This window comes from Catellatospora sp. KI3, assembly GCF_029948125.1.
GTDB lineage: Bacteria > Actinomycetota > Actinomycetes > Mycobacteriales > Micromonosporaceae > Catellatospora.
The window spans coordinates 1-12,969 of record NZ_JASAMB010000031.1; the positions used below are offsets into that span (position 1 = coordinate 1).

Below are 12,969 nucleotides of genomic sequence, written 5' to 3' on the forward strand. Positions count from 1 at the left end.
GCGGAATCCGTCCTCTGGATAGGCCACTGTCGATGCTAAGGGTGGGCCCTCGACGCCGTCCCGACGCCGTTCGGTGTCACCACGGCGTGGCGAGCACCGCCTCGATCACCATCGCGGAGGCGGCGCCGACGGCGACCAGGAGCAGCGGAGACGCCACCGGCTCGCCACCGGGGCGTTCCGGGGCCACGGCGGCCAGGGTCAGCCAGGGGAAGTACGGCAGCCACGCGTGCTCGATCCCGCCGCGCGCCAGCCCCGCCCCGATCGAGAACAGCACCGCCGCACCCGCGCCGACCAGGAACGGCCAGCCCGGGGTGTTGCGCACCTTGCGCAGGCTCGCGTACAGCGCGGGCCCGGCCGCCAGCAGCAGCGCGCACACGCTGATCAGGCTCCACCACAGCACCGACCGGTGCGGCTCGATGCGCTGGTTGAAGTCGTCGTAGGCCGCGCCCAGCCCGTCGGCCCAGACGAACCCGAGCCGGGCCGCGCCCAGCACCGGCAGCAGCGCACCCAGCCCGCTGAACAGGTTGAGGGCGGCCCGCCGGCGCGCGAAGTACAGGCACACCACCGACAGTCCCAGCCACGCCGCCGCGTACGAGAACAGCGCCGCCACCCCGAGCAGCAGCCCCGCCGCCACCGCCCACAGCGCCGCGCGCCAGCCGTGCCGCCGGGTGGCGCGTACCCCGGCCAGCGTCATCGCGGCCCCGATCGTGGCGACCACGGCGTCCATCGACACCGCCACCCACACCGCGTACGGCGCGAGCACGAGCACCGGCGCGTACGCCCGCGCGGTCACCTCGCCGCCCATGTCCCGCACCGCCGCCAGGATCAGCGGCAGCGACAGCGCCCCGACCGCGGTGACCAGCAGCGCCAACGTCAGGTGACTGGTCACGCCGAGCCGCTGCACGGCCCACAGCAGCAGTACGGGCGCCGGTGGATGCCCGCGGGTGGCGGTGGTGTGCTCGGCCGAGCGGCTGGTGAAAGTACGCAGATAGTCCAGCGGATGGTCGCCGACCTCCTGCACGTCGCCCAGGTAGCTGTCCGGCGACAGCGAACGGGTGAATCCGTCGGCCCCGTCGACCAGAGCCAGCGCGGCCGCCCAGGCGAACATCGCGACCGCCGAGCCGGAGCTGATCGCCCACCACGGCAGTCGATGGATCCATCCGCGCCAGGCGGCCACCAGGACGGCCCCGGCGACCATCGGCGCGAGCACCGACAGCGGGGACACCTTCAGCCGGTAGCTGCCGAGGAACGGTGCGCTGGCGGTGCCGAGCCGGGCCCCGGCGCGCACCGCCACCCAGGTCGCGAGCAGGCCGATGGCGACGAGCAGCGACCAGCCCAACAGGTCGCGGCACTGCCTGGCGCGGTCGCTCGGAGGTTCAGCCGTCATGGCGCCATACGCTATATGCGGGCTATCGGGTACCCGACAGCACCTTGCGTGTCGGTTGGCATGGAATTGATATCTAGCGCATGATCGTCGGAGGCGGTCTAATAGGTGGGACCGCAACCGCATCGTCCGGGACGTGAGGAAGTCAACATGGCAGCCACCGGTACAGCTACCGCCACCGAGAAGGGTCGCCGGATCGTCGGCACCGAACGCCAGACGCTCGCCAAGGACCTCGTGAAGCGCTACACGTCGGGTGAGAGCATCCGCGCGCTGGCAGCGTCTACTGGTCGCTCTTACGGATTCATCCACCGCGTGCTCACCGAGTCCGGTGTGGCCCTGCGGCAGCGCGGCGGAGCCAGGCGGCGGAAGAAGGCATGATTCCGCTTGCACCAAAGCAGCAGTGGGGGCCGGCCGATGTCTGACGAGACAGCGACCGGCTTTCGCGTTCTTGTCGAGGGTCCGGTCGCGACGGTCACATTGGACCGTCCGCAGGTGCGCAACGCGCAGACCCCGGCCCTGTGGGCGGCGCTGAGCGAGTTCGCCCGCAGCCTGCCCGGCGACGTGCGGGTGGTGGTCCTGCGCGGTGAGGGGCGGTCGTTCTCCGCGGGCCTGGACCTGAGCGTGGTGGCCGGCGGCGAGTTCCAGGAGCTGGCCCGGGTCAGCCCGGAGGCGTGCGCGGACCGGATCGCGGAGTTCCAGCAGGCGTTCTCGTGGCTGCGGCGGCCCGACCTGGTCACCGTCGCGGCGGTGCAGGGGCACGCCATCGGCGCCGGTTTCCAGCTGGCGCTGGCCTGCGACCTGCGCATCGCCGCCGACGACGCGGTGTTCGCGATGGCCGAGGTGACCCTCGGGCTGGTGCCCGACCTCACCGGCACGAAGCGGCTGGTCGAGCTGGTCGGCTACGGCCGGGCGCTGGAGCTGTGCGTGACCGGCCGGAAGGTCGGCGCGGCCGAGGCCGAGCGGATCGGCCTGGTGAACCTGGTCGTGGCCCGGGACGAGCTGGACGCGGCCGCCGCCGATCTGGCGCAGGCGGTGCTCGCGGGGCCGCGCGACGCGGTCGTCGAAATCAAGGCATTGCTGTCCGGCGCCTCCGGGCGAAGCTATCCGGAACAGGAACGGGCCGAGCGCGAAGCGCAGACCCGCCGTATTCGGGATCTGGCGGGACTGGGCGAGTAGCCATTCCCGCCTTTCCTCTCCGAATGACGTCGGCATATCATTAGCCCCGCTAAGGAATTTTCCGTTTCGCAGTCGCGTTAAATCGGGCTGACCGACGGAATAGCGAGAGGCGCGTAATGCATCCAGGTGGCGCGGGGGGCATGGAACAGCTCATGCGTTCCATGCGAAGAGGGCAGAGCGTCGAGGACCGAAAGATAGGTCGGCAGACCGCCAAGCGGATCCTCGGCTTCGCCCGCCCGTACCGGACCGAGATCACGGTGTTCCTGGTGACCATCGTGCTCGGTGCGGTGATCGGCGTGGTGACCCCGCTGCTGGCGGGCAAGGTCGTCGACGTGATCGCGCCGCCGCCCGGCGGCGCCCGCGACGACGACGCGGGCGCCACGGTCGTCCGGATCGCGCTGTACATCGCCGGCCTGGCCGTGGTCAGCGCGGTGCTGTCGCTGGTCGAGCGCTACTACTCCGCCCGCATCGGCGAGGGCCTCATCTACGACCTGCGCACCAGGGTGTACGACCACGTCCAGCGCCTGCCGGTCCAGTTCTTCACCCGCGCCCAGACCGGTGCCCTGGTCAGCCGGCTCAACAACGACGTGCTCGGCGCCCAGCGCGCCTTCACCAGCACGCTGTCCGGCGTGGTCGGCAACATCATCCAGCTCATCCTGACCGCGGCCGTGATGTTCACGCTGAGCTGGCAGATCACCGCGCTGTCGCTGGTCCTGCTGCCGGTCTTCATCCTGCCCGCGCGCCGGGTCGGGCACCGGCTGGCGGAGATCACCAAGGAGTCGTACGACCTCAACGCGCGGATGCAGGCCACCATGACCGAGCGGTTCGGCGTGGCCGGGGCGCTGCTGGTCAAGCTGTTCGGCCGCCCCGAGGTGGAGGCCGACCGGTTCGCGCGGCGGGCCGGCCGGGTGCGCGACATCGGCGTGGAGAGCGCGATGTTCTCGCGCACCTTCTTCGCCGCCATGATGCTGGTCGCGTCGCTGGCCACAGCCCTGGTCTACGGCCTGGGCGGCTGGTACGCGGTGCAGGGCCGGATCGAGGCCGGCACCGTGGTCGCCCTGGCCCTGCTGCTCACCCGGCTGTACGGCCCCATCACCGCCCTGTCCAACGTCCGCGTCGACGTGATGGGCGCCCTGGTCTCCTTCGACCGCGTCTTCGAGATCCTCGACCTGGAGCCGGCCATCGCCGAGAAGCCCGGCGCGGTCGACCTGCCGCCGCGATCGGCCCGCGTCGAGTTCCGCGACGTGGTGTTCCGCTACCCGACCGCCAGCGAGGTGTCGCTGGCCTCGCTGGAGGATGTGGCGGTGCTGGACCGGGCCGCCACCGAGCCGGTGCTGCGCGGGGTCTCCTTCACCGTCGAGCCGGGCCAGCTGGTCGCGCTGGTCGGGCCGTCCGGCGCGGGCAAATCCACCACCTCGATGCTGGTCAGCCGGATGTACGACGCCACCTCCGGCAGCGTCCTCGTCGGCGGCGTCGACGTACGCGAGGCGACCCAGCAGTCGCTGCGCGACACCATCGGTGTGGTCACCCAGGACGCCCACCTGTTCCACGAGACCATCGCCGAGAACCTGCGCTACGCCAAGCCCGACGCCACCGACGACGAGCTGTGGGCCGCGCTGCGCGCCGCGCAGATCGACACCCTGGTCCGCAACACCCCCGACGGGCTGGAGACCGTCGTCGGCGAGCGCGGCTACCGCTTCTCCGGCGGCGAGAAGCAGCGCATCGCCATCGCCCGGCTGCTGCTCAAGGCCCCGTCGATCGTCATCCTGGACGAGGCCACCGCGCACCTGGACTCCGAGAGCGAGGCCGCGGTGCAGCAGGCGCTCACCACCGCGCTGACCGGCCGCACCTCGCTGGTCATCGCGCACCGGCTGTCGACCGTGCGCGAGGCCGACCAGATCCTGGTGCTCGACGGGGGCCGCATCGTCCAGCGGGGCACCCACGAGCAGCTGCTCGCCGAGGGCGGGCTGTACGCCGACCTGTACCGGACGCAGTTCAGCGTGACCGAGTCGCCGGTCCGGCCGGAACTGGCGGCTGATCCACAGGCCGCCGTGCTGGGCTAACGTTGGCGTGGACTACCGTGACCAGCGGTGGATCCGTCCGCGGAAGCGGACCAGGAACACCCCGTCGACCCGGCGCAGGCCGAGTCCTCGGCGGGGACGGGGCGCGGAGCTGCTGTCGTACGACCACAGCAGCTCCCGCTCTGCCAGCTCCAGCACGGCCGCACCGGTCGGCGGATGGGCCCGCGCGTAGTCCCAGCCGTCGCGCAGCGAACCCTGCGGCGGCCGCCCCGCCGCCCAGGCGCCGAACTCCGCCGCCCAGCGGCCCGGCCCGACCGAGGTGGCCAGCCGCGGCCACACCCGGGCCACCTCACCGGCCCGCTTGCGCAGCAGCGCGTCCCGCGTCGCCCCGACGTCGCGCGGGTTGAACCCGCCCGGCAGGGCACCTCCGCCGACCAGCGCCCGGACCAGCTCCTCCTGCCGCCGCGCGAGCTCGTCGCGCCAGCCCTCCGCCGTCACGCGCCACCTCGCGCGCCACCTCGCGCGCCGCCACGCGCGCCGTCGGCCGCGCCGCCGCGGGCGTCGGCGGAGCGTGCAGTTTCCGGGAAAGTGCACGAATGCGGGCCAAGATTCCGGCAGTTTCCCCGAAACTGCACGCACCCGCGGCGCCCGAGTGGCGTCATGTGATCACCGGGTAGCCGGAGGCGTGGGAGATGGCGTCGAGGTCGGCGCGCAGGGCGGCGGCGGGCGGGTAGTCGCCGTCGCGCTCCAGCAGCAGGGCGGGGGGCCGGGTGCGGTCGCAGAGCTCGCGCAGCAGTTCCAGGACCTCGACCGGCACGGGGTCGGTGTGCGTGTCGTGGTAGTGGCCGCCGCGCTCGGAGCCGCCCGCGACGTGCACGTACGCCACCCGGTCGAGGGGGAGCTCGGCGAGCAGGGCCAGCGGGTCGGTGCCGCGGTTGCGGGCGTTGGCGTACACGTTGGCGATGTCGAGCAGCAGCAGCGCGTCGGTGCGGTCCAGCACCTCGGTCAGGAACTGCGCCTCGGTGAGCTCGTCGTCGGGCCAGTCGAACAGGGCCGCGATCGGCTCCAGCGCCAGCGGCACGTCCAGTTCGGCGGTGGTCCGGGCGACGTTGGCGGCGATCGCGGCGACCGCCGCCCGGCTGCGCGGCACCGGCAGCAGGTGCCCGGCCTCCAGCCCGCCCGCGCGCACGTACGCGATGTGCTCGCTGACCAGCGGCGCCCGCAGCACCCGCGCGCAGTGGGCCAGGTGCTCGACCCGGTGCGGGTCGACCGGCTCGGCGCCGCCCAGGGACAGCTTCACCCCGTGCGGCACCACCGCGACCCCGGCGCCGGCCAGCTCGGCCAGCGCCGGGTGCGGTTCGCCGTGGCCCCGGTGCGGCACCGACTCGGCGACGACCTCGACGAAGCGCAGTCCGGGCAGCTGGGCCACGAACCCGGCGATCTCGGGCCGCCAGCCGATGCCGACACCGCGCCCGGCCAGCGGGGTCATCCCCCGCACCCGCCGCCACCGCCGCACGAGGACCCGCCGCCGCAGGACGAGCCGCCGCCGCTGTCGGAGGAGCCGCCGCTGCACGACGATCCGGTGCTGCACGAGTACGTGGTGCTGCCGTCGTCGCCGACCCGCTGCCGGACCTGGTCGATCCCGGCGTCGGCGGCGAACGCCGGGTCGGCGCTCCACAGCGCGGCGGCCCCGAACAGGCCCACGCCCATGGCGGCCCCGGCCGCGCCGTACGTGGCCCAGGATGGGCGCTGGGTGGGCGACAGGTGGAAGTACTGCTTCTTGGCGTCGTAGAGCGCGTTGGTCGCGGCCCGGGTGCGGGTCCGGCGGACCACCAGCATGACCAGGCTGACGATGAGCAGCGGGACCATGATCGCGATCAGGTTCCCGACGGGCCGGTCGTTCCGCACGCCCGCCCAGACCCGGAACAGGCCCAGCGCCAGCACCGCGAGCAGCAGGTACGCCCCGCGCCGGGCGGTGCGGGCGACGTCGGGGCCGACCACCAGCCCGGCCCGCTCCAGCGAGGAGCGCAGCTCCTCCAGGGCCGCGGCCACCGACCGGTCGGCGCTCAGCTCGCTGACCCGGGCGCCGTTGCCCGCCGCGTGCAGCACCGCCGCGTCCAGCGAGGTCGCCCCGGCGGGCAGGCCGCCGCTGCGGCGCAGCCGGCCGTCGGGGCCGGTCTCGATCGCCAGCGACTGGCGCAGGAACGTCAGCGACGCGTACACGACCAGGCGCGGTCCGTCGCTGAGGTAGGCGACCTGCTGCGGGGTGAGCTGGTCGACGCGCACCGAGTCCGGTCCGGCGAACAGCCGCTTCCGGTGGATCAGCGTGCCGACCAGCACCACCGCGATCAGGCCGAGATAGAGCCACAGGAACGTGGGCCCCGGGATGCCCCAGGTGGCACCGTCGTCCATGAAGGTCTCCTTCGTAGAAGAGGGGCCTTCATGATGCGCCCTGCGTGCTACCGGCCGGGAACCAGGACCGACAGGCAGGTCACGCAGCCCTCGAGCTTCTCGAACTCGCCGATGTCGACGACCACCGGCGCGAAACCCAGATCCACCAGCAGTTCGGCGGTACGCGGCGCGGACGCCGCCAGCAGGATCCGGTCGCCGCCCAGCGGCACCACGTGGCAGCCGCCCTCCTCCCGTACCGGGCGCACGGCCGGGAACAGGCCGGTGGGCACCAGGTCCGGCAGGGCCAGGAACGTGCCGTCGGGCAGCGCGGTCACCGCCGACTTGAGGTGCAGCACCTCGCCCAGCGGCACCGCCACCACGGTGCGGCCCAGCGGCGCCAGCAGTTGGCGCAGCTGCCGGATGGCCTCGCCGTTGGTGCGCCCGCCGCGTCCGACGTAGACGGTCGAGCCGACCTGCAGCACGTCGCCGCCGTCGAGGGTGCCCGGCGCGGCGACGCGCGCCACGCGCAGCCCGAGTTCGCGCACCGCCGCCTCGGCTCCGGCCGCCTCCGCCCGGCGCTGCGGCGCGCCGGAGTTGGCCAGCACCGCCAGGTCGTCGACGACGATGACCTGGTCCTCGATGAAGACGGCGTCGGGGCAGTCGTCGGCCTCCGGCGCGTAGCGCGGGGTCCAGCCGTGCTCGGCCAGCGCCCGCCCGTAGGCCTCGTGCTGGGCCAGGGCCAGGTCGAGGTCGACGGGGGAGCGGTCGATGTGGGTGACGATGCCCTCGGCCAGGAGGCGGCCGGGGCGGCGCAGCAGTGCGGTGCCGGTCAAGCGATCACTTCTTCTTGTTGTTGTGGATGACGACCACGGCCGTGAGGACCACGGCGGCGGCCACGATGACCGCGCAGAGGCACCCGAGCAGCAGCACGTGCCATGGTTGCAGAGATGTTGTCATGCCGCCGTACGTTAGCCCCGGCCCGCCACGGCGGAAAATACCCTTGCCGACGCCTCGATCACGTGGATAGATTCGCGGTACACGGGAAAGGAGGTGGTCCAGCTTTGAGTAGCTACAGGACACGTGAGGTGGCTGCCCGCTAGGCGGCTGTCATCGACTGATCTTCGTCGAGACCATCAGGTCCGATGGAATGGTCGAGGCCGTGTGTCAGCGGTCCGGCGAATTCCAGGTGGCCACCCGAGCCCCGGGGGATGTCCGGTTTGTCCGACCGGCCCGCGCACCCGCGCGGAACCCCGGGGTTCGTCATGTCCGGGTACGGACGCGCGCCGTGCCCGTTTCAGCGGCGGCGGACCGTCTCCTCGATCAGGTCCAGCACCGGCCCGAAGGCGTCGGCCGAGCCGCCCATCGCCAACCGCTTGACCAGCCCGTCGTACGCCAGCTCCAGGAAGTGCGTGAGCACGTCCAGCGGCACGTCCTCGCGCAGCACGCCCGCCCCGGCCTGGCGCTGCAGGCGCTCGCGGGTGGCGCGGTCGATCGCGTCGGAGTGCTGCGCCCACCGCTTGGCGAAGGCCGGGTCGGTACGCAGCCGCCGGGCCACCTCCAGCTGGGTGCCCAGCCAGCCCGCCGCGTCCGGGTCCTCGGCGTGGGTCAGCAGGTCGCGCATGACCTGCACCAGGCCGTTGGCGGCCACGGTCGCGGCCATCTCCACCGCGTCGTCCTCGGCCACGGCCAGGAACAGCGAGTCCTTGTCCCGGAAGTGGTGGAAGATCGCGCCCCGGGACAGCCCGGTGGCCTGCTCCAGGCGGCGCACCGTGGCGCCCTCGTAGCCGTAGCGGGCGAAGCACGCGCGGGCCGCCGCGAGGATCTCGTGGCGGCGGGCGTCGAGCTGGTCCTGACTCACCCTGGGCACAAAGCGATCTTCGCAGGTCGCCCCGCCACATGCAATCCGTACGTACGGCTTGACCATGGGTGATGTCGCTGCGACGCGTCGCGCTCGGCACGCGGGCATGGAAGAATCCTCGCGGCTCCCGCCGCGACGCGCGACGGAAGCGGTCGGGTGGGCGGTGGACGCCGCACGCCCGGTTCACCGGGGAGGGTGCGCGCTGTGGATCTCAACCAGTTGACGACGACCTGGGTGCCGACCTGGGTGATGGTGCTCGTGGTGTCGGTGCTGACACTGTCGCTCATCGTCGGCCTGCCGCTGGCGCGGGCCGCCGGACGGCGGCGCGGCCACCGGCTGGCCAACCAGGGCGCGTTCACCACGCGCCGGGAGAAGGCCAAGGACACCGCCACCTTCCTGGCCGCGCTGATCCCGACCGTGCTGGTCTGGCTGTCGGTGATGGGCGTGTCCTTCATCGGCCTGACCGGGTTCGCCCGCGACGTGATGTCGTGGGACCACTGGACGAACATCCTGGTGCCGCTGAGCCTGGACGGCATCAGCATCTCCTTCGGCGCGTGGGCGTTCGTGGCGGTCAAGCGCGGCCGGCACCCCGGCCGGGCATACAAGATCGTGCTCGCCGCCGCGACGGTGTCGGCGACGCTCAACTTCGTGCACGGCCGCGACGAGTGGTCCCTGTGGGCCGGCCTCTACCTGGCGTTCCTCTCCTTCGCCGGCATGGCGATGTTCCACGAGCTGCTGGACCAGTTCATGGCCGCCTACGACGACGAGGTGGCGCTCAAGACCCGCTACCCGCGCTTCGGCCAGCGCTGGCTGTACGCGCCGCTGTCGACCTTCTCCGCCCGCCGCGCCTGGGTGGTCTACCCGCCGCTGGAGGGCGTCCGCCCCACCGTGCGCAACGCGCTGGCGCACCTGGAGGACATCCGCGAGGCCAAGCGCCAGCGCCGCCTGCACGGCGCCCTGCTGGTGCGCGAGGAGCAGCAGGCCAAGCTGGTCGAGGTGCAGGCGCGCGCCGAGGTGCGCCGGGCCCGCACCGCCGCCTGGCGCGGCGGCGAGCCGGGCCGCAACGGCGTCCCGGTGCAGCACCACCAGCCGGTCCTGCACCAGCCCGCCCCCGTCGCACCGGTCGCCCAGGTCGCACCGCCGCCCCCGCCTCCGCCCGCGCCGCTCCAGCCGGAGCCGCAGCCGCAGCCGCCGAGCCAGGAGCTGGTGCCCGAGCGCGACGAGCGCGGCTCGTTCCTCGACCCGGAGCTGCGGGCCACGCTGGAGTCGGTGTGGAGCGCCCCGGCCGGTCGGGAGCCGATGGGCCACCGGCCGCTGTCGGACACCTCCGAGATCACCGCGCGCGGGATGCTCAACCACATCCAGGAGCCGGTGCAGCAGATGATCGCCGCCGCGCTGGCCCGTGGCGAGGAGGTCACCGTGGGCGGCGTACGCGAGTGGGCCACCCGGGAGTACGGCCGGACGCCGAGCGAGAACTGGGCCCGCCAGCAGATCAAGGCAGCCCGGTCCCGCGACACGTTCGGCGTCGATGCAGACCTCGTGTGATCCGAGTAGATTTCGTTTCTGGCAGGTTTCCCGTACCGCAGGGGGCTTCACCAGCGTGTCCCCCGTCACGTAAGGTGCCCGCGTGCCTCTGTTGCTGTTGGACCTCGACAACACCTTGGTCGACCGCGCGGGCGCTTTCCGGACCTGGGGTTCTCGGTTCCTGTCCGAGATAGCCGCCCCGCCGTACGACATCGACTGGCTCATCGACGCCGACGCCGACGGCCTGACCTCGCGCTGGGACCTGGCCGACGCCATTCGGGACCGCTACCGGCTGCGCAACTCGGTGGTGGACCTGGTCGACGAGCTGCACGAGGGCCAGATCGAGGCCACCCGGCTCGACCCGATGGTCGGTGCGGCGCTGCGGATCGCCGCCGACGCCGGGTGGATCCCGGTGATCGTCACCAACGGCGAGACCCGCCAGCAGGAGGGCAAGATCCGCCGTACCGGGCTGGACCGGTTCGTCGCCGACTGGGTGGTGTCCCAGGAGGTCGACTGCCGCAAGCCCAACCCGCGCATCTTCGAGATCGCGGCCGAGCGGGCCCGGATGCGCCTGCGCGGAGCCTGGATGATCGGCGACAGCCCCGAGGCCGACATCGGCGGCGCCACCACCATCGGCATCCCCAGTGTGTGGATCCACCGCGGCCGCAAGTGGACCGAGCGCCGCTTCGGCCCCACCCGCATCGCCGACGGCGCGATCCAGGCCGTCGCCGCCGTCCTGGCCGCCGACCCGCCCCATCGCATGCGCGGGTGACGGAAAAAGAGTTGACACCAGCAGGGGCGGGGCTGGCAGAATCGGTCGCGTTGTGCCGTAGGGCCTGGCTGGATGCCGGGCGGAGTCTGAAGGAGGTCGAGTCGTGATGGTTGCCGTCGCTGTGTGCTGCCCGTCTTCTTCCTTCTTCATTGACTTCGTATCCGTCAAGGAGCCCTTCCAGTGCGAGAGCACGACTTCCCGCGTACCGGCCGTGGCAAGAGCCGGAACCGTTTCGACGACGACGAACTGACCTACGAGAAGTACTTCGACGAAGAACCCGAGTGGGACGAGACTCCCGACAAACCGGAGTTCGGCGATCGCTGGTCCACCTGGGACCTCTCCACCCCGCTGGAACGCGGCCCTGAGCCGCACCCGGACTGGCTCGTCACCGAGCTGGCGGCGGTGGATGTCGAGCGCGGCGTGCTGAAGACCGGCAAGGAGGCCGACGTCTTCCTGCTGCACCGGCACATTCCGCACACCGGGCGGGGCTGCCTGCTGGCCGCCAAGCGCTACCGCAGCCACGACCACCGCATGTTCCACCGCGACGCGGGCTACCTGGAGGGGCGGCGGGTCAAGGAGTCGCGGGTCAACCGGGCCATGGCCAGCCGCAGCTCGTTCGGCAAGGAGGCGATCGCCGGCACCTGGGCCGGGGCGGAGTTCAACGCCCTGGTGCGGCTGTGGGAGATCGCCAAGCAGCTGGACGTGCCGGCGTTCACGCCGTACCCGGTGCAGATCCTGGGCACCGAGGTGCTGCAGGAGTTCATCGGCAAACCCGACGGCACGGCGGCGCCCCGGCTGGCGCAGGTGCGCGCGGACGAGAAGGAGCTGGCCGACCTGTGGCGGCAGCTGGTGCTGGGCCTGACCGTGCTGGCCCGCGCCGGGTACGCCCACGGCGACCTGTCGCCGTACAACATCCTGGTGCACGAGGGGCGGCTGGTCATCATCGACCTGCCGCAGATCGTGGACATGGTCGCCAACCCGCAGGGCAAGCGGTTCCTGGCCCGCGACGTCCACAACGTCGCGACCTGGTTCACCGCCCGCGGCCTCCCCAACCTGGACGAGGCCGCCCTCACGGCCGACCTCCTCGCGGAGGCCGGCCTCCGTTGACCCGTCACCGGGTCGAAGTCGCCGGGCGATCGGGCGTATCAGGTGCTCGGATACGCCCGATCGCCCGGCAGCTTGAGCGCGACCGGGTCCGGTGGGGGAGGGGGTTGCGCGGCGGGGGTCGGGGCGCCATGATCACGCGGTGTCTTCGACGACCTATGTCGCGTACTACCGGCTCGGGCCGATCACCCGCACCGCCATCGCGGTCGGCCTGATCGCGGCCGCGGCCGGGCTGCTGCTCGACCTGCCCGAGGATCCGCAGGTGGTGCTGGTAGCGGGCGGGCTCGCGCTGTCCGTCACCATCCTGGCGCTGTACGGCCCCCTCATCCTGCTGCGCCGCGAGGCGCTGCGGGTGGACGAGAACGGGATCATGTTCGGCGGCCGCCCGCCGATCCAGGCCCGCACGTCGGCGTTCGTGCCGTGGTCGGGCATCGGCGAGATCACCCTGTTCCGCGTCGACCACCTGGTCGTGCGGGCGACGTACATCGGGCTGAGCGGGCCCGACGGTGCACCCGCGCCGCTGCGCCCGGTGCTGCCGGAGAGCATCGCGAGCACCATCTGGCACATCCCGCTGGAAGTGGTGCTGGCCAGCCGCCCGACCTACGGCTACCGGCTGGACCGGGAGGCGTTCACCGCGGCGGTCGCCGCGCACGCGCCTGGCCTGCTCGTCATCGACGTCACCGGAGTCGCCGTGGGCCAGGCCCCGGCGGGCATGCCCCGGGCCGACTGACCCGCGGAG

Annotated in this window: 13 protein-coding genes; 7 read left to right on the forward strand and 6 right to left on the reverse strand. The window is 72.6% G+C overall.

The annotated features are described in order from the left end of the window. Positions 1-76 precede the first annotated feature (76 nt). Positions 77-1,387, reverse strand: a complete 1,311-nt coding sequence (locus QEZ54_RS32635; protein WP_281308615.1) for a hypothetical protein — start codon at positions 1,385-1,387, stop codon at positions 77-79. A 147-nt stretch (positions 1,388-1,534) separates the two neighbouring features. Between QEZ54_RS32635 and QEZ54_RS32640 the strand changes: the two genes are divergently transcribed. From QEZ54_RS32640 to QEZ54_RS32650, 3 genes are all read left to right on the forward strand, one after another. Beyond that, positions 1,535-1,762: a helix-turn-helix domain-containing protein gene (locus QEZ54_RS32640; RefSeq protein WP_212825574.1), complete on the forward strand. Its 228-nt coding sequence runs from the start codon at positions 1,535-1,537 to the stop codon at positions 1,760-1,762. A gap of 36 nt (positions 1,763-1,798) precedes the next feature. Continuing rightward, positions 1,799-2,560, forward strand: coding sequence for an enoyl-CoA hydratase/isomerase family protein (locus tag QEZ54_RS32645; RefSeq protein ID WP_281308616.1), 762 nt, complete (start codon positions 1,799-1,801; stop codon positions 2,558-2,560). Positions 2,561-2,712: 152 nt separating this feature from the next. Further along, positions 2,713-4,623 (forward strand): ABC transporter ATP-binding protein, encoded by a 1,911-nt coding sequence (locus QEZ54_RS32650; protein WP_281308617.1) that lies wholly within the window; start codon positions 2,713-2,715, stop codon positions 4,621-4,623. Between the two features lie 12 nt (positions 4,624-4,635). On the opposite strand, the gene QEZ54_RS32655 is transcribed toward QEZ54_RS32650, so the two are convergent. From QEZ54_RS32655 to QEZ54_RS32675, 5 genes are all read right to left on the reverse strand, one after another. Next, positions 4,636-5,079: a hypothetical protein gene (locus tag QEZ54_RS32655; RefSeq protein WP_281308618.1), complete on the reverse strand. Its 444-nt coding sequence runs from the start codon at positions 5,077-5,079 to the stop codon at positions 4,636-4,638. A gap of 160 nt (positions 5,080-5,239) precedes the next feature. Further along, the gene (locus QEZ54_RS32660; RefSeq protein ID WP_281308619.1) at positions 5,240-6,070 is read right to left on the reverse strand and encodes a DUF692 domain-containing protein; all 831 of its coding nucleotides are present in this window, start codon (positions 6,068-6,070) and stop codon (positions 5,240-5,242) included. Further along, entirely contained in the window at positions 6,067-6,993 is a 927-nt protein-coding gene (locus QEZ54_RS32665; protein ID WP_281308620.1) for a TIGR04222 domain-containing membrane protein, read from the reverse strand. The genes QEZ54_RS32660 and QEZ54_RS32665 overlap by 4 nt, the downstream gene beginning before the upstream one ends. Positions 6,994-7,040: 47 nt before the next feature. Next, the gene (ddaH, locus tag QEZ54_RS32670) at positions 7,041-7,805 is read right to left on the reverse strand and encodes a dimethylargininase (RefSeq protein WP_281308621.1); all 765 of its coding nucleotides are present in this window, start codon (positions 7,803-7,805) and stop codon (positions 7,041-7,043) included. Between the two features lie 461 nt (positions 7,806-8,266). Next, a complete protein-coding gene (locus QEZ54_RS32675) occupies positions 8,267-8,839 on the reverse strand; it encodes a TetR/AcrR family transcriptional regulator (protein ID WP_281308622.1) in 573 nt (190 codons plus the stop codon). A 195-nt stretch (positions 8,840-9,034) separates the two neighbouring features. Between QEZ54_RS32675 and QEZ54_RS32680 the strand changes: the two genes are divergently transcribed. The 4 genes from QEZ54_RS32680 to QEZ54_RS32695 all read left to right on the forward strand — a co-directional run bounded on the left by QEZ54_RS32680 (position 9,035) and on the right by QEZ54_RS32695 (position 12,960). Beyond that, a complete protein-coding gene (locus QEZ54_RS32680; RefSeq protein ID WP_281308623.1) occupies positions 9,035-10,375 on the forward strand; it encodes a DUF2637 domain-containing protein in 1,341 nt (446 codons plus the stop codon). An 82-nt stretch (positions 10,376-10,457) separates the two neighbouring features. Next, positions 10,458-11,126 (forward strand): HAD family hydrolase, encoded by a 669-nt coding sequence (locus tag QEZ54_RS32685; protein ID WP_281308624.1) that lies wholly within the window; start codon positions 10,458-10,460, stop codon positions 11,124-11,126. Between the two features lie 180 nt (positions 11,127-11,306). Beyond that, positions 11,307-12,233 (forward strand): RIO1 family regulatory kinase/ATPase, encoded by a 927-nt coding sequence (locus QEZ54_RS32690; RefSeq protein ID WP_281308625.1) that lies wholly within the window; start codon positions 11,307-11,309, stop codon positions 12,231-12,233. A 139-nt stretch (positions 12,234-12,372) separates the two neighbouring features. Next, a complete protein-coding gene (locus QEZ54_RS32695; protein WP_281308626.1) occupies positions 12,373-12,960 on the forward strand; it encodes a hypothetical protein in 588 nt (195 codons plus the stop codon). Positions 12,961-12,969: the final 9 nt, after the last annotated feature.

Coding starts and splice junctions, on each gene's coding strand:
- QEZ54_RS32660 (WP_281308619.1), bottom strand. CDS start 6,070: ATGACCCCGCTGGCCGGGCGCGGTGTCGGCATCGGCTGGCGGCCCGAG.
- QEZ54_RS32650 (WP_281308617.1), top strand. CDS start 2,713: ATGCGTTCCATGCGAAGAGGGCAGAGCGTCGAGGACCGAAAGATAGGT.
- QEZ54_RS32665 (WP_281308620.1), bottom strand. CDS start 6,993: ATGGACGACGGTGCCACCTGGGGCATCCCGGGGCCCACGTTCCTGTGG.
- QEZ54_RS32635 (WP_281308615.1), bottom strand. CDS start 1,387: ATGACGGCTGAACCTCCGAGCGACCGCGCCAGGCAGTGCCGCGACCTG.
- QEZ54_RS32640 (WP_212825574.1), top strand. CDS start 1,535: ATGGCAGCCACCGGTACAGCTACCGCCACCGAGAAGGGTCGCCGGATC.
- QEZ54_RS32645 (WP_281308616.1), top strand. CDS start 1,799: ATGTCTGACGAGACAGCGACCGGCTTTCGCGTTCTTGTCGAGGGTCCG.